The organism is Synechococcus sp. H60.1 (genome assembly GCF_047462335.1).
Taxonomy (GTDB): Bacteria; Cyanobacteriota; Cyanobacteriia; order Thermostichales; family Thermostichaceae; genus Thermostichus.
The window spans coordinates 1-24,210 of record NZ_JANSJA010000287.1; the positions used below are offsets into that span (position 1 = coordinate 1).

A 24,210-nucleotide genomic window follows, 5' to 3' on the forward strand; every position below is an offset into this window, starting at 1 on the left:
GCGTAGCGCTTAAGCCCGCTCCGTACCGCTTAGCGGTCGGAGCCGGGTAGTTTACGGGATTACCCAATTAAAATTGGCTCTTCCGGGTAGATTACCAGCTGACGCGGCTGCTGCTGGGCCAAAGCCAAGACAATGGTCAGCGCCCCCAAGCGGCCCCAGAACATCACCAAAACGATGATCAGTTGGCCAAACAAGTTCAGCTTCCCCGTGAACCCTGTCGAGAGGCCACAGGTGGCAAAAGCGGAGATGACCTCGAAGAGTACCGGATCCAGCCTGCTGTGGTGGTGGGTAATTAAGATCAGCCAAGTTGCCAATAGCACCACGAATAGAGAGACAGTCAACACTGCTGCCGCCTTGCGCACCATCGAGGGATCCAAACTGCGCCCGGCAATCTGGGCGCTGGGCAGGCCGCGGGCATAGCCCCACAGAGCCAACACCAACACCGCCAGGGTACCAGTGGTCATGCCGCCCCCCATGGAAGCCGGGGCAGCCCCGATAAACATCAGGATCATCAGCAGCAACTGGCTCGCCGGTGTCAACTCCCCAATGGGGATGCCGGCAAAGCCAGCAGTACGAGCCGAAACCGACTGGAAAAACGTCAGGCCCAGGCGGCGGGGCCAGCTCACCTCCTGCAAGGATCCCTGGGGCAAGCTCTCAGCCAAGAACATCCCCAGGCCGCCCGTGCAGAGCAAGACCACCACCACGACCAGGGTGATGCGGGTGTGCAGAGAGGGGCGGTGGCCCTGCGGCCAGGTTAACAAATCCGACAAAACCGGGATGCCCAAGCCGCCAATAAAAATTAGAGTGCCCAAGATCGCCAGCGACAGGCCATCCGTAGGGATCCCCTCCTGCCCAAATAGGTCGAACCCCGCATTACAGAAAGCTGACACGGCGTGAAAAATGGCCAGAAAAACCGCCCGACCTGGCCCGTAGAGATCCCGCCAATGCACCCAGAGCAGCAGGGCCCCTCCCAGCTCGATCAGAGTGACCCCGATCAACACCCGCCGCGTCAATTCCAGAATGGCCCCCGGATCGATCAGGCCCAGCGAATTGCACAGCGCCAGGCGATTGAGCAGGGAGATGCGCCGCCCGATCAGTTGGAACACCACCACCGCCAAAACCATGAAGCCCACCCCGCCAATTTGGATCAACAGCAGCAAGACGATCTGGCCAAGCAGAGTGAGATCCTCCGCCGCCACAATCGTCGAGAGCCCCGTTACGCTCAGGGCGGACATGGCCGTAAACAGCGCCTCATTCCAGCTCAAGGGATCCCCGCGCCCAATCCCCGGCAGCATCAGTAGCAAAGTCCCCACCACCGCTAGCAGACCTAACCCTGCGACCAGGCGCAGGGGCGGCGGCAGCGGGCGACGCCTGTCCCCAAAAAAGAGCCGGTGCAAGCGGCTGGCCGGGATCCAAGAGGACTGAGGCAGCGTCGGGCGAGGGGTTCCTGAAGATCGGGGAGACACCCATCCCTCGGACCCCTCGGGTTGTGACGGCGGGACACAGCCCTCTCTCATCGGATCCCCCCGTTACATCTCGTTCAGCCGCGAGATATTGGTATTGGCCCCCAACACCACCAGCAGGTCTCCTTTCTCCAGCAGGTAATCTGCCGGGGGAGAAACCACCAACGATTGTTTTCGCTTCACCACCAAGACCGTGATGCCAAAGCGGCGACGCAAGTCCGACTCCGCCAGCGTATGGCCCACCAGCGCCTCCGGCACCTCCAGCTCCGTAATGCTGTAGCCCGGCTCCAGCTCCAGTTGATCCAGGATCCCTGGCGCTGTTAGCACCTGAGCCAAACGCCGGCCCGCCTCCTGCTCCGGCAAGACCACCCGATCGGCCCCCACCCGCAAGAGAATCGAGCGTTGCCGCTCTGTCGAAGCCTTGCAAACCACGTTGCGCACCCCCAAACTTTTGAGGGCCACCGTCGTCAACAGGTTGCTCTCGAAATCGCTGCCGATGGCCACCACCACCGTGTCAAAGGAGAGAATATCCACCGCTCGCAGCGCATCCTCATCGCTGGAATCCAGCGCCACCACCTGCGTCAGTTGATCCGCCAGACGCTGTACGATCTCCCGGCTGCGGTCGATCCCCAAAACATTGTGGCCCCGCTCCATCAGCGTGAGGGCCAAACTCGTGCCGAAGCGTCCCAGACCGATCACCGCATACTCGCGATCCGCTCGCCCCATGCGCCCCCTTGCCCTTTACTTCAAAACCAAACACCAATCATAGGCTGACGCAGCAGGGATCGGGCAGGGCTGAGATCCTAGGCAGACTCAGGCTTGGGCAGGGTGGAAGGATGAGGGATCAGCTCGCGCGTGGAGCGGCGCTCCACCATCTCAGCCGTGATGCGCACGTATTTGATATCCCGGCGAGAGGGAACCTCGTACATCACGTCCAGCATCAGCTCTTCCACAATGGCCCGCAGCGCACGCGCCCCCGTTTTGCGACGGTAGGCTTCCTTGGCAATGGCAGAAATGGCAGCCGGCTCGAACTCTAGCTCCACCCCGTCCATGCGCAACAACTTCTGGGCCTGCTTGAGGATGGCATTTTTGGGCTGCGTCAAGATGGCCTCGAGGGCCTTCTCGTCCAGGGGATCCAGGGTAGCCACCACTGGCAGCCGCCCGATGAATTCTGGGATCATGCCGTACTTGATCAAATCCTCCGGCTCCAGCGCCTTAAGGGCATCGGCCAGGCGTTGTTCACGGGTAACTGCTAGCTGCTCCCCTGGCTTGATAAAGCCCATTGACTTTTTGCCAATACGCTGCTCGATCACCTTATCCAGGCCGACAAAAGCGCCCCCACAGATGAAGAGGATGTTGGAGGTATCGATTTGAATGCAATCTTGATAGGGATGCTTGCGCCCTCCCTGAGGAGGCACGTTGGCAATAGTTCCCTCCAGCATCTTCAACAAAGCCTGCTGCACCCCTTCGCCGGAAACGTCGCGGGTAATGGAGGGGTTTTCGCTCTTACGGGCAATTTTGTCGATTTCGTCGATGTAGATGATGCCGCGCTGGGCTTCTTCCACATCCATGTCCGCCACCTGCAGCAGGCGCAACAGGATGTTTTCCACATCTTCGCCGACGTAGCCGGCTTCCGTGAGGGTAGTGGCATCGGCAACGGCAAAGGGTACATCCAACATGCGGGCCAGGGTTTCGGCCAGCAGGGTTTTGCCGGAGCCGGTGGGGCCAATGATCAAAATGTTGGACTTTTGCAGTTCCACCTCATCCAGCTCTGCAGCTCCGAGGCTGCTGGGGTTGGCCTTAGCAGCCAGCCGCTTGTAGTGGTTGTAAACCGCCACCGACAGAACCTTCTTGGCTTTCTCTTGGCCAATCACGTACTGGTCAAGGTAGCGCATGATCTCGCGCGGCTTAGGCAACTGCGCCAGAGAAGGCAGGCCGCGAGAGGATTTTTTAGGGGTTTCGCGACGTTTGGCAACAGAATCCGTCTCAGGTCGGGTATGGCCGTCGTAGAGTTCCTCCTCCAAAATCTCGTTGCACAGCTCTACACACTCGTCGCAGATGTAGACCCCCGGCCCCGCAATCAACTTACGCACTTGATCCTGGGACTTATTGCAGAAGGAGCATCTCAGGTGGGAGTCATGCTTGGCCATGGGATCCTCGTTGCTGTTTGCTCTTGGCTATCGTGTTTGGCAAATTCTAGAAAAAGCCGGACGTTCCAGTGCTGCTCAAACGTGGGGCGCGGCTGGAGAGGCGTAGGGATACTGCAAGGGACAGAACTTACTGACTTACTAGTCTAGCACTTCCTTCCAGATTGTGGGCTTCCTAAGCCGGCCGTAGAAGATTGCCCTGCTGCTGAGAACAGCTCTGCGGCGATTGGAGATAAAGTTCATAAGAAAACCGCCCGACTCGACGTCGAGCGGCGGATGGTGTGAGGAGTGAACGGAAACATGCGTCTCCGCTAATTTCATGATAGTGGAATGTTCCTAACTCTGGCAAAGACGGTCGTCGGAGGTAAGTGGGCTTTTGGGTTCGGTTGGATACCCTCTGGGGCGGAACCAGGGCGGATCTTGAACACCAAAAAGGGGAAGGGACTGTCCGTGTTTCGTCCTCTTCCCCCTCTGGCGTCCACTCCTCACTGAATCGCATGATAAACCATCGCCGGGGCGAGGACAAGCCGGCCTTCCCAAATTTTTTGGGGAATCCACAGTCGAGGGACGGGAACGGTTTGGGCTGGCCAAAGGCCTCCGGCCCACGGGCGCGAAGGTGTTGGGCAAGGTGGTGGTTGCCGTTCCGCCAGAGTACAGGACTCAGAAGTGTTTCAAGAACCAGAATCCCCGCCCTTTGGGGCTGGGGAGTATGTCAATTTGGATCCAACGCCAGCAGCTCCGCCTCGCTCAGCAGAGGGATCCCCAAAGCCTGGGCCTGCTTGAGTTTGGAGCCGGGATCCGACCCTACCACCACATAGTCGGTTTGGCGGCTGACGCTGGCGGTTACCTTGCCGCCGCGGCTTTCAATCCAAGCCTTGGCCTGCTGGCGGGAGAGAGTAGGCAGGGTGCCAGTGATTACAAACTTCTTCCCGGCCAGAACCTGGGAGACGGCAGGAGCCTTCTGCTGGGGCAGAGCAGGGATCCCCAGCTCCCGCAGCTCCTGCAGCAGCCGCTGGTGGGCAGGATCGGCAAACCAGCTCACCACCGCCTCGGCAATTTCTGCCCCTATCCCGTAGATTTGGGCGATGTCTTCAGCCCTAGCCTGGGCCAAGAGTTCTGGGGCGGGGAAATGGGGGGCCAAAATCTGGGCGGTCACCACCCCCACATGGGGGATCCCCAAGCCGTAGAGCACCCGCTCCCAGGGCTGCTGGCGGGAGCGCTGAATGGCCTGCACCAGCTTCTGGCTGGAACGGGATCCCATCCCCTCCAGGCTCTCCAACTGTTCCGGGGTGAGGCGGTAGAGATCGGCCACGGTGCGAACCCCTAGCTTTTCCACCAACTGGGCTACTCGCTTTTCCCCCAGGCCCTCGATATCCATGGCGTCGCGGCTGGCCCAGTGCTGCAGTTGCCCCCGGATCTTGGCCGGGCACTCGGGATTGGGGCAGCGGGTTACCGCCTCGCCAGCAGAGCGGACAAGAGGGGTGCCGCACTCGGGACAGTGGCTGGGCAAGCGGTAGGGAACGGCGTCAGGGGGGCGCAGCTCCTTGAGGATCCCCACCACCTCGGGGATGATCTCCCCGGCTTTGCACACGATGGCGGTGTCGCCGATGTGGACATCCAGCTCCTCGAGGCGATCGGCATTGTGCAGGCTGGCGCGGCTGACAGTGGTACCAGCCAGAAGAACCGGCTCTAGCTCTGCCACCGGGGTGACGGCTCCGGTGCGGCCTACGCTGGCCACGATGGCGCGGATGCGGGTGGGGACTTCCTGGGCAGGGTATTTGAGGGCAATAGCCCAGCGGGGGAATTTTTGCGTAAAGCCGGCCTCCTCTTGCAGCCGCAGGGAGTTGAGCTTCACTACCACGCCGTCACAGGCATAGGGAAGCTGGGCCTGCCGCCACCGCTCGTAGAACTGGATCACCTCCTCGAGGCCCCGGCACACCTGGGACAGAGGATTGACGGGCAATCCCAGCTCCTTGAGCCGCTGCAGACACTCCCACTGGGTTTGGGGGGGATCCCCGCTCGGCCAGCCTTCCGGCCAGTGGAGGGCATAGGCAAAAAAGCTGAGCTTGCGGGCGGCAACGATGCGGCTATCCAACTGGCGCAGAGTGCCAGCAGCACAGTTGCGCGGGTTGGCAAAGGGGGGATCCCCGGCAGAGCGGCGCTCCTGGTTGATGCGCTCGAACTGGGCAATGGCAAGATACGCTTCCCCCCGCACCTCCAAAACCGGCGGCGGATTCGCTGCCGCCAGCCGCAGGGGGATGGCGCGGATGGCACGCACATTGGGGGTGATGTCCTCGCCTGACTGTCCATCGCCGCGGGTGGCCCCCCGCTGCAGCAGCCCATCCACATAGGTAAGGGCCAGGGCCGCGCCATCAATTTTCAGCTCGCACACATATTCCAGCTCCCCTTCCTCCGGGGTGCGCCCCAGCACCCGCAGCAGGCGCTCTTGCCATTCTTTTAGCTCTTCCAGGTTGAAGGCATTTTCCAAGCTGTAGAGGGGAATGCGGTGGGAGACGGTGGGGAACTGCTCGGCGGGCTTTTCTCCCACCCGCTGGGTGGGGCTGTCGGGGGTAATCAGCTCGGGGTGGGCCCGCTCCAGCTCCTGCAGCTCGCGGTAGAGGCGGTCGTAGACGCTGTCTTCCAAGATGGGGGCATCGTAGACGTAGTAGGCGATGCTAGCCTTCTGCAGCAGGGCGCGCAGGTCGCGGGCGCGCTGTTCCAGTTGGGGATCCATACTCTTCCGCACCGTTGGCTAGGTCTAGCGTAGGTTCAACGCTCTCCTCTGTCTTAGGCTGCCGTTGCTCTGCCCCCTTGTTAGGCTAACCCCCAAAAAGCTGGGCAACGCGGATCCCAGCTTCCAGGTGCAGGCGAGAACTCCCCACAGGAGCGAGCTGGCGGCGCCGGAAGAAGAGGCCGGCTACCACAGCGGTCGCTACCCATGAATTGCCTCGTAGTGGCGCCTACCTTATTTCCTGCGACTGCAAGTGCCCGTAGGCTTGGGCCGCAGCGGCCATTTCTGCCGCCTTTTTGGAGCGCCCCTCGCCGCGGCCCCAACATTGACCATGGCCCCAAACTTCCATAATGAAGTGCGGCGGGTGTTCCCGAGCAGCCACCAGACGATATTCTGGCAAGGTGCCCCATAGGCGCTGGGTCAGCTCCTGGAGAGCGGCTTTCGGGTTGCGCCGGGTCGGATCCTGGAACCACTGCTCCACCCGTTGGCGAAAGTAGGGATCCAGCCAGGGATGCAGGCGGGACAGGGTGTGCATGCCCCAGCTTAGGTACAGGGATCCCAACACCGCCTCGAAAGCATCGGCTAAGCGCCGCTCCCGTCCGGCCAAGTCGTTTTGGGAGCTGGATCCCACCTCAAGGTAGCGCTCTAGGCCATGTAGATCCGCCAGTTCCGCCAGGTGGGCATCGCTGATTAGATCCGAGCGAACTGCGGTCAGCTCTCCCACTGACAAGTGGGGATAGGACTGAAACAGGAACTCGGTGGCCAAAATACGCAGGACAGAATCCCCCAAGAACTCCAGCCGGTCATTGTTGCGCTGGCCATCCAGGGAAGGATGAATCAAAGCTTGATCCAACAGATCCCAGCGCAGTTGTTCCAGCCAAGTGGGATCCCTGAACCCCAACCGGTTCAGCAGATGCTCCAAGGCGCGGCGACGAGGTGGGATCAGCTCAACCATAAAACCCGCGACAAAATCCCTACACCTAGAATGCTCTCAGGGCTCACCTTGTGCTACAGGAGTAGTATAAGCTTTTGGAGAGGATCCCTTCATGCATGCCCGCGCCCGTCCTCGCACCCCCACCACCGAGATGGAGGTGACCAGCATTCGTCTGGAGCGTGAGCTGAAGCAACGACTGAAGGCGTTGGCCGGCGGCCAGGGCTACCAGGCCTTGATCCGCGAAATTCTCTGGGGCTATGTCTTGCGCCACTCTCCAGAGGCTGCCACCCTCGCTGCCGAGGATATTCAGGCCAGTTTCCCCGCCACGGCTCACCAGCCCCAGCGTTGCGCCCTCACTGGCCAGGCCATCCGGCCCCAGGAGCCGATGCTGCTGGGGTTGACCACAGATGGGAAATTGGTTCCCCTCAGCCCTGCCAGCCTCTGATTCTGGAACTCGAGTTCGCCAAGAGAGCCCTGGAGCGACCGACTCGACCGGCTTCTGCTAAGTTCCGCGAATTTCTCGATATTTTCTGGCGCGTTCTTCGGCGGGATCGGGGGCTTGCGCCTTGGCAGCGGCCTCTTGCAGTTTTGCCATCACTGCTTCTGGGGGGTCAGCAGAGCGGACGACGTAAAACATCAAGTTAATGGCTTCGTTGGCCGTCAGCTTGAGGGTTTCTTTCCCTTTAGGCACCAGCGCGATCTTGCCGTCTGTCGTCGGAATCGCCGTATGGGATCCCTTGGCGAGAATCTCCCCAGCTTTTTCCAGAGTGACAAGCATATCCGTGCCTCACCTCAGCAGGACATCTATCATCCTATCGGATGTCTTGTGCGCGCAAGGCCGGAGGGGTTTAAGCGGTTTGGCGGATTACAGGGGTTCTAAGGGATTCCCTTGCGTTTCCAGCCAAGCGTATAGGTAGGGAAATAGCTTTTGGTTGGCCGCCGGAAAGGGAAATTGCGACAGCTCCGCCGGCTCGACCCAGCGTACTTCGCTGCATTGCAGGGCTTGGGCTTCTCCGCCCAAATAGCGGCAGATAAAAGCAATAAGGGTGATGGTGAAATGGGTGTAGGCATGTTCGATGGTGGCCAGCGGAGCCACCACCTCAATGTCGATGCCAATTTCTTCTTTCACCTCCCGCACCACACACTCCGCGGGGGTTTCTCCCGGCTCGATTTTGCCACCAGGGAACTCCCACAGGCCGCTGAGCATGGAGCTTTCCAGCCGCCGATCGATGAGGATCTCTTGCCCTCGCAAAACGATGGCCACCGCGATCTGTTTGTGAGGGCGCGAGGGACGGGACTCAGACATAGGCAGGTGTTGCTGTTGACCTCGATTGTAGGCAGCGCAGTCGGCCTGCCAAGGACATTGGCCACAGCGAGGCTGCCGGGGCCGGCAGACAGTAGCGCCCAGGTCCATCAGGGCCTGGTTAAAGGTGCGCGGCTGCTCGGGATCCAGCAACTGCTGCGAAAGCCGCCACAACAGGGGCAAACAGCGGGCCGGCGGCTGGGGCAAAGCCACCAGGCGAGCCAACACCCGTTTGACATTCCCTTCCAAAATCGGCAGGGGCAGGTCAAAGGCGGCGCTGAGAATGCCGCCAGCTGTGGTGCGCCCGATCCCCGGCAGCGCCAGCACCTGCTCCAGATTCCTGGGAAACTGGCCCCCGTGTTCCCGCACCAAGATCTGGGCTGCCTTGTGCAGATTCAGCGCCCGCCGGTAGTAGCCCAGGCCTTCCCACAATTTCAGCACCTGCTGCTGGGAGGCTGCCGCTAAGTCCGGGATCCCGGGCAAAGCCTCCATCCAGCGCTGAAAGTAGGGGATCACGGTTGCCACCTGGGTCTGTTGCAGCATCACCTCTGCTACCCAAATGGCGTAGGGATCCTGGGTGCGTCGCCAGGGCAGATCCCGCCCATGCTGGCAGTACCAACGCTGCAAGGACTGCCGCAGGCGCTGCAAAACCGCCTCGCCCCAGCCTAGCGACTGCTCGCCAGCGACCGCAACCTCGGACTCCGCTCCAGTCCGTCGAGAGGGAACCTGGGATCTCAAGCCGCGTAAGCGAAGTGCAACGCCCACCAGATCAGGGCCGAGACCACCGCCGCCACAATGCTGGCCGAGATCAGAACCACAATTGGGCTATCGGCCCCCTTGAACTTCATGATGCCGCGGTTGTAGTTAGCCATTGTCGCCTCCCACCAGCTTCGGCCTTGGGTTGACACTCCCACCGCCTAAAGGCGGGGGATTCCTACCCCGTTCAAAAACAAACTCATAAAGGTGCTGTCAAGACACTTCTAGACAGTTCCCTAAGGCAAAGCCCCCAGGTTCTGCTTACTTTTCTGTTCTGTTCGCGTCAGCGGGACGGGGTTCTTGCAGGTTGGCTGAGACGTTGGTATCCTCCAGACGCTTGCCACGGTCAGGGTTTTCACCACTTTAGGAGCTCACCTGGGGACGGCACGCCTCGCTAACAACTATACCATCGGTGAGCAACCAAAGTTGCTTCCAGGCTTTGCTGCCCCGCGCTACTTGCGTCAGCGGCGCGGAGCGCTTAGTACGGAGCTACTAAGCTGCCCCTCTGTGTCGCGATGGGGAAACTCTATTCATCGACCAACCCCGTCATCTCTAGGATAGCCAATTTGGCCTGGATCCAATCCGCCCCCAAAAGAGGGATCCCAGTCGGGCAAGCTGCGGTGCAGGGCCCCCGCTGGTCGCAAAAGTTAGAGCGCAGGAGCCGCCTAGCCAGAGGCTTTGGCAGCCAACTTCCCTGCTGTTGAGTTGAACCGGGCTCACCAACGCAAGTTCGGTAAAATTGTTGCGATGTTGACCATCAAGACCTTCGTTGAGGCAGTCGTTCTCATGGCTAGAGCAGGGGAGGGGAAAGGCAGCAGCTCAGCTCGAGAAAGGTCTCGGGATCTGGGGCGTCATCAGCGCCGCTTCCCTCAGGCTGCCTCCCCTTCTCGCCACTTGCTGCCTGCCCCGGCTGCCGAGGGATCCCCCTCGGCTTCCCGCCCCCAACCGCTGCGCTTCTCTCGCCAAAGGGCCATTGACCGGATGCGCCAACGAGCTGCCCAGCCTCGCCGCTTAAGACGGTCTCCGACCCTGGCAGAGGTGTTGCTCCGGGGCCTGGGCCTAAGCCTGATTTTGGGCCTGACGATGGCTGGCCTGTCGCAACTGCTGCAATCGACCACTCCTGACCGGCCAGAGCAGGAGGCAATGCAGCTTGGGGATCCCCCCCCCACCTTGCCCACAGACCTGTTCAGAGGACAGGAAATCCCCGCTTTACAGAAGCGCTTGGCTGCTTTGGCCGATCAGCCGGGCCTGACAGTAGGAGCCCTGTTCTGGGAGGTGGAAACCGGCGCCTTTGCTGGGGTGAGGCCGGATCAGGTTTTTCCTGCTGCCAGTGTCATTAAGATCCCGATTCTCCTGGCTTTTTTGCAGGCGGTGGAAACGGGTCAAGTGCGGCTGGACGAGAGGCTGACTCTGAGAGAAGACCTCAGGGGCGGGGGAGCCGGCGTATTGCAGACCCGTCCCCTCGGATCCCAGGTCTCTGCCCTGGAGGCAGCTACCCTCATGAGCACCGTCAGCGACAACTTCGCCGCCAACCTCATCATCGATCGCCTCGGCGGTCGGGAAGCCCTCAACCAAAAGTTTCGCCAGTGGGGGCTGCAACACACGCAGGTTTCTTGGTGGCTGCCGGATCTGGAGGGCACCAACACCAGCAGCCCGCGCGACATGGTCTGGCTGCTCAGCCAAGTGGAGCAGGGGCGAATGCTCAGCCGCCGCAGCCGCGACCGCTTTTTGGACATCCTCTGGCGCACGCAGCGGCCCTCCTATTTTCGCCCCAACTTGGGCCAAGAGGTGCGCATCGCCCACAAGACGGGAACTCTCAGGTCGGTGGTGGGAGATGCCGGCATACTCGATTTGCCCAACGGGCGACGCTACGTGGCAGCAGTGTGGGTAAAGCGGGAAACTCCCAACGATCCCAAAGCCGAAGAGCTAATCGCCAAACTCTCCCAGGCTGCCTATGAGTTTTGGTCTGCCGAAGGCGAGCCGACCGCTGCGGCTGCTGCCGATAGCCCGCAGCCCTAGGGGATCCCTGGGCCAGCCACCCCGGCAGAGCAGCAGCGTCAAGATCAAAAGTTGGATCAGCCGACATCCAAGCCAGAACGGTGAGATTATGGCCGAGACTCTTCCACCTTCCCAAGCTTCTCCAGCAGGGGATCCCCTCATCAAGCTGGATCAATTTCTCAAGCTGACGGGAGTTGTGCCCACTGGCGGACAGGCCAAGCAGCTCATCCAGGCGGGGCAGGTGCGGGTCAACGGCGAGGTGGAAACCCGGCGAGGGCGCAAGTTGCGCCGGGGAGATGTGGTGGCAGTAGCAGGCCAAGTTTGGCAGGTGGGCTGGGAGGGGGCCAGAGCTTGCGCCTGGAACAAAGCCAAAACTGTTCAAGATTCCCCTCGGCCCACTTAGCAAGTGCTGGCCTAAGCTGGGAACAGTGGTCTTTTCCTTGCTGGGCCTCCTGTGCAGGATGATTTTCCCCCCCTACCCCCCTCACCACCCCCTTCTCCTGCCTTGAGGGTGGTGGAAACGGCTTTCTTAGCCAGCACTGCCGCTTTGATCTGGATCTTGAGCTACACGCCGCTGGCGCCGTTTATGCGTCTGTTTTTCCCTATCCCAGTGGCGCTGGCGGTGATGCGCTGGGATCCCCGCACCGGGGCGATGGCGCTGGCGGTCTCTGCTCTGCTGCTGACGGTGCTGATGGGGCCCACGCGCAGCATTCTCTACGTCATTCCCTACGGCCTGCTGGGCTACTGGTGTGCCCGCCTATGGCGGCGGCGCCTTTCCTGGTATGTCTCGGTAACCAGCGGCGCTGCCCTCAGCGCTTTCGGCCTAGTTTTCCAGTTGCTGCTCTCTTCTCTGCTGGTGGGGGAAAACCTTTGGACTTATGTCACCATCCAACTCACCGGCCTGACCAACTGGCTGCTGGATGTGTCTCTGGCTAGGCTGGGCGTGTACTGGGTGGCAGAACCTTGGATGGTTCAGGTGGTGGTGGTCGGGTTTATTGCCTTTAACTCCCTGGTCTACGTCTTCACGGTGCATTTGGTGGCAGCTCTGGTGATGGAGCATTTCCGCTGTCCGCTGCCGCCGCCACCGAAGTGGGTGCAATTTTTGCTGGATTAGCAGCCGCCCATACTTCTGAGATGGCCGCTGTCATGAGATAGACTTGTAGACCCTACGCTTGTGGCCTCCCATCCTGTCACTGAGTCCTATGAATCCACTGCCCCCGCCCGCCCACCCCTACCAGTTCCGCGCGCTGGGCTTGATCAAGGGATCCCTCAAATCGATCCCAGAGACCTACGCCCAGGCGACGCTGGTTGCCACCGATGGCGTAGAGTATCCAGCCACCCCTGGCCGTGCCGAGCTGCTGCGCCCTTTCACCTATTGCATCGAGAGCGGCCACACTTACTGGTACTACGTGCAGCCGCAGCCGCGGTCGGGCGGCACCTTGGGCCTGAGCGTTATCCGCATCCTGGCCTTGCCGGAGGAGGAGCAAGATCCAGATCTAGAGGACGAGCCCTTTCTGCCTGCCCCTGAGGATGCAGAGGAGGGCTTTAACATTCGCGGCATCGTCGAGCCCCACGACGGCTTCATCTGGGTGACGGTGCGGCGCAAGCCCCAAGGGAACAAGCAGTTCCCCCCCCTACAACTGCGTCTGGAAGGGTTCTTGCCGGGGGCCGCCGCCGGGGAGTTCTGGGATCTGTTGGCGGAGCGGGAGGGCCATGAGCTGCTGCTGGTGGATGGCAGCCGCCTCTTGACAGCGGTGGCCTAACTGCCTAAAACTAACCCAACCTGCTATCCCAGGATCCCCAACTGATGGTGTCTGCTGCCGGCTTGTCCCAACGGGTTGCTCGTCTCTCTCCCTCTGCAACGCTGTCGATTTCGGCTCTGGCCAAGGCTATGCGGGCAGAGGGTCTGGATGTCTGCATCCTGAGCGCCGGCGAGCCGGACTTCGACACCCCTGAGCACATTCGGGCTGCCGCCATCCGCGCCCTGGAAGAGGGCAAAACCCGCTACGGCCCCACCGCTGGGATCCCTGCCCTGCGCCAGGCGGTGGCGGACAAGTTGTGGCGAGAAAACGGCTTGGACTACAGCCCCGACCAGATTCTGATTAGCAACGGCGGCAAGCAAGCCCTGTTTAACCTGGCCATGGTACTCCTGGATCCCGGCGACGAGGTGATCCTGCCCGTCCCCTACTGGGTCAGCTATCCCGAGATGGTGGCTCTGGCCGGGGCCAAGGTGGTGCGGGTTCAAACCCAAGAGGCGCAGGGGTTCAAACTCACCGCCGCCCAACTGCGCCAGGCCCTCAGCCCCCGCAGCAAGTTGCTCATCCTCAACTCGCCGGCCAACCCCACCGGCGCCGTCTATCACCGGCACGAGCTGGAGGCCCTGGCAGAGGTGCTCCTCTCTGCTCCTCATCTGTATGTAGTCTGTGACGAGATCTACGAAAAGCTGGTCTACGGCCAAGCCCGCCACATCAGCCTGGGATCCCTTTCCCCGGAGCTGCTGCCGCGCACGATCCTCAGCAGCGGCTTCGCTAAAGCCTATGCCATGACCGGCTGGCGGATTGGCTACTTGGCGGGACCCAAGCCCATCATCGACGCCGCCATCAACCTGCAAAGCCACAGCACCTCCAACGTCTGTACCTTCGCCCAGTACGGCGCCCTGGAAGCTCTGACCAGCCCCCTGTCGGCGGCGGCGGTGGAAAAAATGCGCCAAGAATTTTGGCAGCGGCGGGATCTGATGGTGCAGGGGATCCGCGCTCTGCCGGGGGTGACTTGCCCAGAGCCGGAGGGGGCATTCTACGTGTTTCTCAACATTGGCCAAACCGGCTTAAGTTCGGTGGAGTTCTGCCAACGGCTGCTCAAAGAACAGCAGGTGGCCGCCGTGCCGGGGGTGGCCTTCGGGGCAGATTCCTACATTCGCCTCTCCTATGCCGCCGATCGCATCACCCTGGAAAAAGGGCTGGAACGGCTGCACCACTTTCTCTCCTCCCTCTGAAAGGGAGGAACTCGAGGCCGCCGGCGCGCTGGAAGAGCAGCGGGATTGAATTAGAGGAGCCTCTCGATGATGAAAGAAGTAGACCTAGCCAAAGCCATCCAGCAGCGGCGCACTTTTGCCATTATTTCCCATCCCGATGCCGGGAAGACCACCCTTACGGAAAAGCTTTTGTTGTACGGGGGGGCGATTCAAGAAGCGGGGGCTGTAAAGGCCCGCCGCGCCCAAAAGCGGGTTACCTCCGACTGGATGGAGCTGGAAAGGCAGCGGGGCATTTCCATTACCTCGACCGTGTTGCAGTTTGACTACCGCAATATTCGCCTCAACTTGCTCGATACTCCCGGCCACCAAGACTTCAGCGAAGATACCTACCGCACCCTGGCGGCGGCTGATAACGCTGTGATGCTGGAAGATGCCGGCAAAGGGCTAGAACCCCAGACCCGCAAGCTGTTTGAAGTCTGTCAACTGCGGAAGCTACCGATCTTCACCTTCATCAACAAGATGGATCGCCCCAGCCGGGATCCCTTGGAGCTAATGGACGAAATTGAGACTGAGCTCGGCCTCAAGCCCTATCCTGTAACCTGGCCGATTGGCTCAGGGGAGCGCTTTACAGCTTTGTTTGACCGACGCACACAGGAGTTTCATTTCTTTGAGCGGGTCTCGCGGGGACGGCTGCGGGCCAAAGAAATGGTCATCAAGCTGGGGGATCCGCAAATTGAAGACTTGATTGAAAAAGATCTCTATTACCAATTCAAAGAAGAGCTGGAGCTGTTGGATGGCCTCATGCCCAGCTTGGATCTCAAGCAGGTTCATGCTGGCAAGCAAACGCCGGTCTTTTTCGGCAGCGCCATGACCAATTTTGGGGTGGAGCTGTTTCTCAATGCGTTTCTGGAGTATTCTCTACCGCCAATGCCCCACGAGAGCACGGCAGGGCTGATCCCACCCGAACATCCTGAGTTTACCGGCTTTGTCTTTAAGCTGCAGGCCAATATGGATCCCCGCCACCGGGATCGCCTTGCTTTTGTGCGCATCTGCTCCGGTAAGTTCGAGAAGGACATGGTGGTCAACCATGCCCGCCTCAACCGCCCCATCCGCCTCTCCTATCCCCAAAAATTGTTTGCTCAAGAGCGCATCTCCATCGATGAAGCCTATCCTGGCGATGTCATCGGCCTCAACAACCCTGGCATCTTCAGGATTGGGGATACCCTCTACACCGGCCCGAAGTTGCGCTACGCCGGGATCCCCAGCTTTTCGCCGGAGCTGTTTGCCTATTTAAAAAATCCCAACCCCTCCAAGTTTAAACAGTTCCAGAAAGGGGTATCAGAGCTGCAGGAAGAGGGAGCGGTGCAGATGATGTACTCCCTCGACGAGTCCAAACGGGATCCGATTGTGGCCGCAGTGGGCCAGTTGCAGTTTGAGGTGCTGCAGTACCGCCTGGAACATGAGTACAACGTCGAAACCCGGCTGGAGATGCTGCCCTACACGCTAGCCCGCTGGGTAGAGAATGGCTGGGAAGTTCTGGGGAACATCCCCAGCCTGTTTAACACCCTTATCGTCAAAGACATTCAAGATAGGCCCGTTCTTCTCTTTAAAAACGAGTGGACCTTGCAGCAATTTATCAGCAGCAATCCCAAAATCAAGCTAAGCAAAATCGCCCCCCTTGAGGATCTCAGTCCAGAGTCCAATGGCAGCCCGTAGAGGCATTGTGAACGCCTCCCGCCACTCATCTTGTTGAGTAAACACAATTCACCAATACAGTACCAATCAATACAGTGCGGAGCTTCCCGCCGATTGAGCTCAAGAGGGATCCCTGCTGCAGCTTGTGTCCACCAACCGGTGACTAGGCCGATTTGGATTTGGGGGATCCCAGGGCATCCAGGCCGTAGACGCGCCGCCACATTTGATCGGCCAGAGTGGCGGGCAGCAGCCGCATCAGCCCCAGCGCCAGCTTGCCGCCCGTAAAAGCGGTGTAGCGGTCGGAAGGGTGGGGATCCGTCATGGCTCTCAGGATCGGCTCCACCACCTTCTCCACCGGCCAGGCCATGTTGTTGAACGAGCTGGCCAGATCGGCAGTTTTGTCCAAGATCGCCTTGTAGGGGCCATTTGGGTTGACAACGGCGGCAAAGGTCTCTTCAGCCACGCGGCCAAACTCGGTGGCCACCGGCCCCGGCTCGATCAAGATAACCTTGATGCCAAAGGGGGCCACCTCCACCCGCAGGGCGTCGCTGAGGGCCTCCACGGCAAACTTGGTGGCGTTGTAGACGCCGCTGAAGGGCATCGAGATCTGGCCGGCCACCGAGCTGAGGTTGAGGATGCGGCCACTGCCCCGCTCCCGCATCTGGGGCAAGAGGGCGCGGGTGAGGGCGTGCAGGCCAAACACGTTAACCTCAAACTGGCGCCGCATCGCCGCCACATCCACCTCTTCCACTGGTCCCATCTGGCCATAGCCGGCGTTGTTCACCAGGATATCCACCCGGCCAAAGTGATCCAGAGCCTTTTGGGCCAGCGCCTCCACCTGGGCCGTGTCGGCCATGTCGGTGGGCACCACCAGCGCTTCTGTCCCCTGCTTCTCCACCAAGTCCTTGACGTTTTGTAGCAGCCTCTCTCGGCGGGCCGCCAGCACCAAGCGGGCCCCGCGTTTGGCCGCTTCCAGGGCAACGGCCTCTCCAATGCCGGCAGAGGCTCCGGTGATCAGCACCACTTGATTGGCGAGTGAAGGCATGGCTTTCTTCCCTGCAAACTTTTTCCATCCTAGAAGGATTTCCGGGATCCACGGAGAGAGGCGGCCTCGCTCGTTGGGCTGCGGTGTTGGATATTGGCAGGGCGCTGGGCCGCTGTTTCTGACTCAAGGGGTGCTCTGACAGAGGGATGGATCCCTGCGGCCCAGAAGCTGCTCAGATGGTTTTTTGCGCCCAGATTGCCAAGGGGGGCTGGGAAAAGCGATATGATTGAGGCACCACTCACTGGGACAAACTCCCACGCTGGAGTGTACGCTTAAGCCGATGCTCGATGTCCTTGCCGCAGATACGAGGTGCAGTGACCGTAAGGTATTTCCGCAGGCGGGCTAGCCGGAGCCGATCTTCCTTGCCGGAGGAGCGCTGGGCTCTCGCCGAGGCTTGCTTGGCTCGATTGCTCAGAGTGGCGGAAGCCAACCTAAGGGCCAATTCCGAGCTGCGCCAACAGCAGCAGGAGCAGCAGCGACAACTGGAGGCCGAGCGCCGCCACAGCGAAGCTCTGCGTGATGCCACCGCCGATTTGCGCACCAGCGTAATGGAGTTGCGAGAGGGGCAAGCCCTTTGGCAAAACCAGGTGGACGAGCTGCGTACCTGTTTGCGGGAGTTGCTTAGGGAACAGAGCGAGCTGGTGCGGATCATCGCCCAGCAGCAGCACATCCTGAAGGACTGTAAGGAAGTCATCCGCGCCATTCTGGAGCAAATGCGGGATGACCACCGCGACTTCCGCTCCGCCATCGGCATTTTGCTGGAGGAACTGCACCAAACTGTGCGCTGTTTGGTTCTCAAGTCAGGTGGCACTCTTCCCAAGCCTGTCCGCCATCCTGAAGCGCCAGAGGCGGATCCCGGCTCCCAGCCGACCGATTCTGCTTCGCTAGGGGATGGCTCTCTGTCCTAGCAGCCCAGGCTTCTGCCTTCCCCGAACGCTGCACGTGGCCTGCAGAGCTATCCAATCTCGCCCTCCGGCTGCGGCCAAAACAGGTGCAACTCCTTGACCCGTTCCCCCTTGACCAAGAGGGCTCCGCCACCCTCTCGCTCTTGCAGCGGGATTTCGGCAGGGGAGAAGGAGTACAGCCGTTCGGATTCGGTGAACAGATCCACTTGCAGAGAGGGATGGGCTTCTAGGTCAGCGGGCAAGCCGACCAAGCCCACCAGGGCATCCCCTTTGTCGGAAAAGCGAAAGGCCGTGACGCCCACCTTGCCCCGCTCCCCAGTTGGGATCTCGCCCAGAGGCAGCCGCTTCAGATAGCCCGACCGACTGGCCAAAATCAGGATCCCCCTGGGGGGCAGCAGCGCCATCCCCACCAGCTGCTCGGCACGTCCCAGGCGCAGGGCCGGTGTGCCCACAGCCCCTCGACCCATGAGTGGGATCTGCTCTGCCGGCAGGTGCAGTACCCGCCCGCCGGAGGTGGCGAGGACAACGCTACCGTCCTGCAGGCCGGGATCCCAAAGGGCCGCCCAGCCCAGCTCGTCCCCTTCTTTGAGTTTCAGGACGGTGGATCCCCGTTGGCTAAGGCCCATCAGCTCCGCCAGGGCCACCCGCTTGATCCGCCCCTGCCGGCTGAGCACCACCAGGCTGGCTTCGCCGGGAGAGTGCTCCGCACCGCTGACGCGAACGGGATCCAGCGGGAAGGTGGCAACGATGGGTTCGGGACTGGGGAGAAGGGTGACCAGAGGTACCCCCCGCGAGGAGCCGGTGCTGAGGGGGATCCCTTCGCTGGGCACGGTGAAAGCTTTGCCGCTGGCGGTGAGCACCAAGATTTCCTGCTCTGCGGTCACGCATTCCAGGCCGACCAGAACATCTTCTCCCAATTCCCGTTGCGCCGGATTGCTGCGGGAGCGAGGCCCAGGCAGAGGCAGGCGGCGCACGTAGCCTTTGCGGGTAAGTTGCAGCAGGAAGCGGGTGTCTTCGCCGGCTTTGCCACTGGGGATCTGGGCCTGTTCTGCCTCCAGCTCGGCTTCCGAAAGGATCTGGGTACGGCGCCGGTCGGCAAAAGTTTTCTTCAAGTGGCGCAGCTCTTTTTTCAGGTAATTCAAGAGCTTGCGGCGATCTTCCAGCAGCCCCTGCAGCTCGGCGATGCGGGCCTGCAGCTCGGCCTGCTCCTGGTGCAGGCGCTCCCGCTCCAAGGTTGTCAGGCGGCGCAGGGGCATGGCCAAGATTGTCTCCGCCTGTTGGGGGGTGCAGCCCAGGCGAGTTTGCAGTTGGGCTTTGGCCGTGGCGCTATCGGGGGCTTGCCGCAGCAGGTCGATCACCCCCTCCAGATCGGCCAGGGCCAGCACCATCCCCGCCACCTCTTCCGCTTTGCGCTGTACCCGCTGCAGTTCGGCGCGAAACATCCGGTTGAGAGTGGCCTCGCGGAATTGCAAAAAGTGCTGCAAAATCTGCTTCAAGCTGAGCTGCTGGGGTTTTCCCTCCACCAGGGCCAACAGGATTACCCCAAAGGTGCTCTGCAGGGGGGTGAGCTTGTACAACTGCTGCAGAACTGCCTGCGGGTTGGCCTCCCGCTTCAGCTCCACCACCACGCGAATGCCGCTGCGATCCGACTCATCCCGCAAGTCGGCAATGCCGCTGAGGCGGTCTTGGGCAACCAACTCCGCCACTTTCTCGAGCCAGGCGGCTTTGTTCACCTGGTAGGGAAACTCGGTGATAACCAGGGCGGGCCGGCGGTGGCGTCCTCTGCCCGGCTGGATCTCCTCAAAGCGGACCACTCCCCGCAGGGTGATGGAGCCGCGCCCGCTGAGGTAGGCTTCGCGGATCCCTTGGCTATCAACGATTTGGCCGCCGGTGGGAAAGTCCGGCCCTGGGATCCAGCGCAACAGCTCTTCAGGGCTGAGATCGGGATGGTCGATCAAAGCCAGCAGGCCGTCCACGACTTCTCCCAGGTTGTGGGGCGGGATGTTGGTGGCCATGCCCACGGCAATGCCGGCAGAGCCGTTGAGGAGCAGGATGGGCAGGCGGGCCGGTAGAACGGTGGGCTCCGCCTGGGATCCGTCGAAATTGGGCAGAAAGTCCACAATTTCTTCGGAGATCCCCTGCAGAAGGGCTGTGTGGCTCAGCTCCGCCAGCCGACACTCGGTGTAGCGCATGGCCGCCGGCGGATCGTCGTCCACCGAGCCGAAGTTGCCGTGCCCCGCCACCAGGGGGTAGCGGCTGGAAAAGTCTTGCGCCATGCGCACTAGCGCGTCATAGACCGCCTGATCCCCGTGGGGGTGATATTTCCCCAGCACGTCCCCCACCACCCGCGCACACTTGCGGTAGGGGCGATCCGGCGTCAGGCCCAGCTCGTGCATGGCGTAGAGGATGCGGCGATGCACCGGCTTGAGGCCATCCCGCACATCCGGCAAGGCCCGCCCCACGATCACGCTCATGGCGTATTCCAGGTAGGAGCGTTGCATCTCCCCCTGCAAATCGGTAACGATCACCCGCCCTGAACGGGATCCCCCATCCGATCCCAATCCCAGTCCGTCGAGAGTGAGTTGCTGAGTCATGGCTCATTAGGAGCGGAACGCTTTCCAGGTTACTGTAGCTGTTTCCGCAGCTTTTGCGAGCTCACCCAGCCGCTGCTGTTTTTGAAATGGGGGGTGTGGTGGCGGCTCCGCCGTGCTAAGTGTAGTCGGGGTGGATTTGGGTGTAACCATGGTTGAGAACTCCATTCGCTTTGGCACCGACGGCTGGCGAGCTGTGATTGCCGATGGCTTTACCTTTCAGAACTTGGGCATTGCCGCCCAGGCCAGCGCCCAGGTGTTGGCCCGCACCTATCCCGGCGCCGGGATCCTGATTGGCTACGACAACCGCTTTCTCTCAGAAAAATTTGCTGCCCACGCTGCCGAGGTGGTGGCCCGCTTGGGGATCCCGGTTTATCTCTCTGCCTGTGTGGCCCCGACACCGGCCTTTAGCTGGGCAGCCAAAGAGCGCGGCTGCCATGGCGCCTTGGTGATCACCGCCAGCCACAACCCGCCCCACTATTCCGGCCTCAAGGTCAAGGGGGGGTTTGGCGGCTCTGTGCCCCCGGAGGTCACTGCTGCCATCGAGCAGGAGCTGCACAACCTGCAACCTCTCGGATCCAACCCAGCCCCCATCGAAATCTGGGATCCCTGGCCCGGCTATCTGGCTCAGCTCAGTCGCTTTGTGGATCTGGAAAAGCTCAAAGGATCCCCGGCCAAGATCTGGGTGGATGTCATGTTTGGCTCTGGGGCTGGGGGCCTCAGGCGCCTCTTGGGAGAGAAGGTGATTGAATTGCAGGCGCGTCGGGATCCCCTATTTGGCGGCTTCTCACCGGAGCCGCTGCCGCAAAACCTACAGACCTCTGCCCAGATCATCGCGGCGGATCCCGCCCCGTTAAAAGTGGGTCTGGTCTTTGATGGCGACGCCGACCGCATTGCCGCCCTCGACGGGCAAGGCCGCTTTCTCAGCCCGCAGATCCTCATTCCCATCCTGATCGACCACTTGGCGGGGCGACGCGGCCTGCGGGGCGAAATCGTCAAAACCATCAGTGGATCGGAGCTATTCGTGAAGGTGGCCGAGCGCTATGGCTTGCCGGTTACGGAAATGCCCGTGGGCTTTAAATACATTGCCGAGCGCATGATGACCACCCAGGTGTTGCTGGGGGGAGAAGAATCGGGCGGCATCGGCTATCTGGGCCACATCCCCGAACGGGATGCTCTTCTCTCTGCTCTGTACTTGATCGAGGCCGTCGCCGAAACCGGGCAAGATCTGGGCGACCTTTACCGAGCTTTGCAGGAACGGGAAGGATTCATCTCCGTCTATCAGCGCCGCGACCTGCACCTAGGGGATCAAAACCAACAAACCCAGCTATTCCAACGGCTACGGATGGATCCCCCCCTTGAGATCCTGGGGCAGAAGGTCATCAAGCATTTTGACAAAGACGGCCACAAGTTTACCCTTGCCGACGGCAGTTGGGTCATGATCCGCGGCAGCGGCACCGAGCCCCTGCTGCGGCTGTACTCAGAAGCCAGAACCTTGGAAGAAGTGAACCGTCTTCTCGATTGGGCAGATGGGCTGGTCAACAAAATTGCTTAGGGCTACGGGAGGACCCCCACAGCCCCTAGCTTGTTTGTGTGCGATGGCAGTTCAGAGCTTGCGCCGCCTTTTTCTGGTTAGACCTCAAGCAGTTGCCTCGGCTGGCTTAGCCTTAGCTTGGTCAAAAGTGCCTGGCGGCTCGTACAAAAACTCAAACAGGTTGCCATCGGGATCCTTGCCATAGAAAGAGGCAGTGCCATCCCGATGGCTGTGAATGGCCCCTACCGGGATCCCTTGGGCTTGCAGGCGGCGATGCTGCTCCTCCAGCTCCTCCATGGTGCTGAAGACAAAGCCAAAGTGCGGCCCTGCTGCCCGGTAGCCCGGCCCCAACAGCGCCAGCCCATCGTCTCCGGCTTTCATGTAGGCCCAGTCGGGATCCTGCCAGACGTTGACCATGCCCAGCTTTTGGTAGAACTCCACTGCCTTGGGGATGTCTTCTACCCGGATGGCGACATGCCCGAGTTGCCTAAGTGCCATGGTTCTCTCTCTGCTCAATGGAGCCAACTGCAAGGGTTCTCCTGTAATCCAGCATAGCTTGGGGGAGGATCCCCTCTCCACTCCCCAGCGAGCAGAGATGGGATCCAATCAATTTCAACCTCATGTCAAGCCAAGGCCAGGCCAACGCTTAGGCTGTTGGCTGGGTGGCCAGGAATCGTTCTAGCTCGCTCAAAGCTTCTGCATCCATTTTGGTTTGCATGGGGCAGAACTTCGGCCCGCACATCGAGCAAAACTCCGCCGTTTTGTAGATATCTGCCGGCAAGGTTTCGTCGTGATATTCGCGCGCCCGCTCTGGATCTAAAGACAACTCAAATTGTCGGTTCCAGTCGAAGTTGTAGCGGGCTCTGGACATTTCGTCATCGCGATCCCTGGCCCCAGGACGGTGGCGGGCAATATCGGCAGCGTGGGCGGCAATTTTGTAGGCAATGAGGCCGTTGCGCACATCCTCGGCATTGGGCAAGCCCAGGTGTTCTTTGGGGGTTACGTAGCAGAGCATCGCTGCCCCGTACCAGCCGGCCAAGGCCGCCCCAATGGCAGAGCTGATGTGGTCATAGCCGGCGGCAATATCGGTTACCAGCGGCCCCAAAACGTAGAAAGGAGCCTCGTCGCACTCCTCCATTTGCTTGCGCACGTTAAACTCAATTTGATCCATCGGCACGTGCCCAGGCCCTTCCACCATCACCTGCACATCGTGTTCCCAGGCCAGGCGGGTCAACTGTCCCAGGGTTTTCAACTCCGCCATCTGGGCCTCGTCAGAAGCATCGTGCAGACATCCGGGTCGCAAAGCATCGCCCAGGCTAAAAGAAACATCGTATTTTTTGAAGATCTCAATGATGTCGCGGAAGTGGGTGTAGAGCGGATTTTGCTTGTGGTGGGCCAACATCCAACGGGCCAGGATCCCGCCTCCGCGAGAGACAATTCCGGTTAGACGGTTGCGCACCAACGGCAAGTGTTGGATCAGGATCCCGGCATGGATGGTCATGTAGTCCACCCCCTGCTGGGCCTGCTTTTCGATGATATGCAAGATATCCTCTGCCGAGAGTTTTTCGACATTGCCATGCACACTTTCCAGGGCCTGGTAGATCGGCACCGTGCCAATGGGCACCGGAGAAGCTTGGATAATGGCCGTGCGAATTTCGTCCAAGTCGCCGCCGCCGGTGGACAGATCCATAACGGTATCGGCGCCGTATTTGATGGCCAATTTCAGCTTTTCTAGCTCCTCGGCCAATCCAGAGGAAGTGGGGGAAGCGCCGATGTTGGCATTGACTTTGCAGCGGGAGGCGATCCCGATGCACATCGGCTCTAGGTTGGTGTGATGAATATTGGCAGGGATGATCATGCGGCCCCGCGCCACCTCTGAGCGGATCAGCTCCGGTGGCAGGTTTTCCCGCCGAGCCACGTAGTCCATCTCTTCTGTAATCACGCCCTGCCGGGCAAAGTGCATTTGCGTTACATTTGCTTGCCCACGCCGACGGGCAACCCATTCGCTGCGCATGTTGTCAACTCCAGTGCTCGCTTTCCTACGCTGGTATGACCCAGATCAGGTTCTGAGGATGTAATCTCAGCCTGGGGCAAAACCCCCAGACACTCCTAGCGTGCTGTGATTCTATCACCGAAA

Annotated in this window: 22 protein-coding genes and 1 riboswitch; of the genes, 10 read left to right on the forward strand and 12 right to left on the reverse strand. The window is 60.8% G+C overall.

Annotated features, from left to right (window positions below):
- Window positions 1–59 precede the first annotated feature (59 nt).
- The 4 genes from NW852_RS13060 to ligA form a co-directional block, all read right to left on the reverse strand.
- Window positions 60–1,466 (reverse strand): TrkH family potassium uptake protein, encoded by a 1,407-nt coding sequence (locus NW852_RS13060; protein ID WP_414365281.1) that lies wholly within the window; start codon window positions 1,464–1,466, stop codon window positions 60–62.
- A 63-nt stretch (window positions 1,467–1,529) separates the two neighbouring features.
- The gene (locus NW852_RS13065; protein ID WP_011429691.1) at window positions 1,530–2,189 is read right to left on the reverse strand and encodes a potassium channel family protein; all 660 of its coding nucleotides are present in this window, start codon (window positions 2,187–2,189) and stop codon (window positions 1,530–1,532) included.
- Window positions 2,190–2,266: 77 nt separating this feature from the next.
- On the reverse strand, window positions 2,267–3,613 hold the full coding sequence (clpX, locus tag NW852_RS13070) for an ATP-dependent protease ATP-binding subunit ClpX (protein WP_414365278.1): 1,347 nt from the start codon (window positions 3,611–3,613) through the stop codon (window positions 2,267–2,269).
- A gap of 709 nt (window positions 3,614–4,322) precedes the next feature.
- Window positions 4,323–6,344 (reverse strand): NAD-dependent DNA ligase LigA, encoded by a 2,022-nt coding sequence (ligA, locus tag NW852_RS13075; protein ID WP_414365276.1) that lies wholly within the window; start codon window positions 6,342–6,344, stop codon window positions 4,323–4,325.
- A gap of 64 nt (window positions 6,345–6,408) precedes the next feature.
- Here ligA and NW852_RS13080 point away from each other — a divergent pair, with 64 nt between their 5' ends.
- The gene (locus NW852_RS13080; protein WP_414377443.1) at window positions 6,409–6,552 is read left to right on the forward strand and encodes a hypothetical protein; all 144 of its coding nucleotides are present in this window, start codon (window positions 6,409–6,411) and stop codon (window positions 6,550–6,552) included.
- A gap of 18 nt (window positions 6,553–6,570) precedes the next feature.
- Here NW852_RS13080 and rnc read toward each other — a convergent pair whose 3' ends face one another.
- Entirely contained in the window at window positions 6,571–7,296 is a 726-nt protein-coding gene (gene rnc, locus NW852_RS13085; protein WP_414365274.1) for a ribonuclease III, read from the reverse strand.
- A 91-nt stretch (window positions 7,297–7,387) separates the two neighbouring features.
- Here rnc and NW852_RS13090 point away from each other — a divergent pair, with 91 nt between their 5' ends.
- Entirely contained in the window at window positions 7,388–7,720 is a 333-nt protein-coding gene (locus tag NW852_RS13090; RefSeq protein WP_414365273.1) for a hypothetical protein, read from the forward strand.
- Window positions 7,721–7,777: 57 nt separating this feature from the next.
- On the opposite strand, the gene NW852_RS13095 is transcribed toward NW852_RS13090, so the two are convergent.
- The 3 genes from NW852_RS13095 to NW852_RS13105 all read right to left on the reverse strand — a co-directional run bounded on the left by NW852_RS13095 (window position 7,778) and on the right by NW852_RS13105 (window position 9,450).
- Window positions 7,778–8,053, reverse strand: coding sequence for a hypothetical protein (locus tag NW852_RS13095; RefSeq protein ID WP_414370585.1), 276 nt, complete (start codon window positions 8,051–8,053; stop codon window positions 7,778–7,780).
- 87 nt (window positions 8,054–8,140) lie between these two features.
- On the reverse strand, window positions 8,141–9,226 hold the full coding sequence (gene mutY / locus NW852_RS13100) for an A/G-specific adenine glycosylase (RefSeq protein WP_414365269.1): 1,086 nt from the start codon (window positions 9,224–9,226) through the stop codon (window positions 8,141–8,143).
- Between the two features lie 86 nt (window positions 9,227–9,312).
- Window positions 9,313–9,450 carry a hypothetical protein gene (locus tag NW852_RS13105; protein WP_414365267.1) on the reverse strand — a complete coding sequence of 46 codons (138 nt, stop codon included), beginning with the start codon at window positions 9,448–9,450 and terminating at the stop codon, window positions 9,313–9,315.
- Between the two features lie 631 nt (window positions 9,451–10,081).
- On the opposite strand from NW852_RS13105, the gene NW852_RS13110 reads away from it, so the two are divergent.
- From NW852_RS13110 to NW852_RS13135, 6 genes are all read left to right on the forward strand, one after another.
- Window positions 10,082–11,353, forward strand: coding sequence for a serine hydrolase (locus NW852_RS13110; protein ID WP_414399089.1), 1,272 nt, complete (start codon window positions 10,082–10,084; stop codon window positions 11,351–11,353).
- A gap of 88 nt (window positions 11,354–11,441) precedes the next feature.
- Window positions 11,442–11,735 (forward strand): RNA-binding S4 domain-containing protein, encoded by a 294-nt coding sequence (locus NW852_RS13115; RefSeq protein WP_414365264.1) that lies wholly within the window; start codon window positions 11,442–11,444, stop codon window positions 11,733–11,735.
- A gap of 51 nt (window positions 11,736–11,786) precedes the next feature.
- Window positions 11,787–12,446, forward strand: a complete 660-nt coding sequence (locus NW852_RS13120) for a DUF2232 domain-containing protein (RefSeq protein ID WP_414365263.1) — start codon at window positions 11,787–11,789, stop codon at window positions 12,444–12,446.
- 88 nt (window positions 12,447–12,534) lie between these two features.
- Window positions 12,535–13,095 (forward strand): hypothetical protein, encoded by a 561-nt coding sequence (locus NW852_RS13125; RefSeq protein ID WP_414365261.1) that lies wholly within the window; start codon window positions 12,535–12,537, stop codon window positions 13,093–13,095.
- Between the two features lie 44 nt (window positions 13,096–13,139).
- On the forward strand, window positions 13,140–14,324 hold the full coding sequence (locus tag NW852_RS13130; protein WP_414365259.1) for a pyridoxal phosphate-dependent aminotransferase: 1,185 nt from the start codon (window positions 13,140–13,142) through the stop codon (window positions 14,322–14,324).
- Window positions 14,325–14,393: 69 nt separating this feature from the next.
- Window positions 14,394–16,019, forward strand: coding sequence for a peptide chain release factor 3 (locus NW852_RS13135; protein ID WP_414365285.1), 1,626 nt, complete (start codon window positions 14,394–14,396; stop codon window positions 16,017–16,019).
- Between the two features lie 142 nt (window positions 16,020–16,161).
- Here NW852_RS13135 and NW852_RS13140 read toward each other — a convergent pair whose 3' ends face one another.
- Window positions 16,162–17,043: an SDR family NAD(P)-dependent oxidoreductase gene (locus NW852_RS13140; protein ID WP_414365258.1), complete on the reverse strand. Its 882-nt coding sequence runs from the start codon at window positions 17,041–17,043 to the stop codon at window positions 16,162–16,164.
- A 398-nt stretch (window positions 17,044–17,441) separates the two neighbouring features.
- Between NW852_RS13140 and NW852_RS13145 the strand changes: the two genes are divergently transcribed.
- Window positions 17,442–17,951, forward strand: a complete 510-nt coding sequence (locus tag NW852_RS13145) for a hypothetical protein (RefSeq protein ID WP_414370591.1) — start codon at window positions 17,442–17,444, stop codon at window positions 17,949–17,951.
- A 47-nt stretch (window positions 17,952–17,998) separates the two neighbouring features.
- Here NW852_RS13145 and NW852_RS13150 read toward each other — a convergent pair whose 3' ends face one another.
- A complete protein-coding gene (locus NW852_RS13150; RefSeq protein ID WP_414370593.1) occupies window positions 17,999–20,542 on the reverse strand; it encodes a DNA gyrase/topoisomerase IV subunit A in 2,544 nt (847 codons plus the stop codon).
- 148 nt (window positions 20,543–20,690) lie between these two features.
- On the opposite strand from NW852_RS13150, the gene NW852_RS13155 reads away from it, so the two are divergent.
- A complete protein-coding gene (locus NW852_RS13155; protein WP_414370595.1) occupies window positions 20,691–22,094 on the forward strand; it encodes a phosphoglucomutase/phosphomannomutase family protein in 1,404 nt (467 codons plus the stop codon).
- An 84-nt stretch (window positions 22,095–22,178) separates the two neighbouring features.
- Here NW852_RS13155 and NW852_RS13160 read toward each other — a convergent pair whose 3' ends face one another.
- Window positions 22,179–22,571, reverse strand: a complete 393-nt coding sequence (locus NW852_RS13160) for a VOC family protein (RefSeq protein WP_414366821.1) — start codon at window positions 22,569–22,571, stop codon at window positions 22,179–22,181.
- A 148-nt stretch (window positions 22,572–22,719) separates the two neighbouring features.
- Window positions 22,720–24,087, reverse strand: a complete 1,368-nt coding sequence (thiC, locus tag NW852_RS13165) for a phosphomethylpyrimidine synthase ThiC (protein WP_414370597.1) — start codon at window positions 24,085–24,087, stop codon at window positions 22,720–22,722.
- Window positions 24,088–24,092: 5 nt separating this feature from the next.
- A riboswitch (TPP riboswitch) is annotated at window positions 24,093–24,194 on the reverse strand.
- Between the last annotated feature and the right edge of the window lie 16 nt (window positions 24,195–24,210).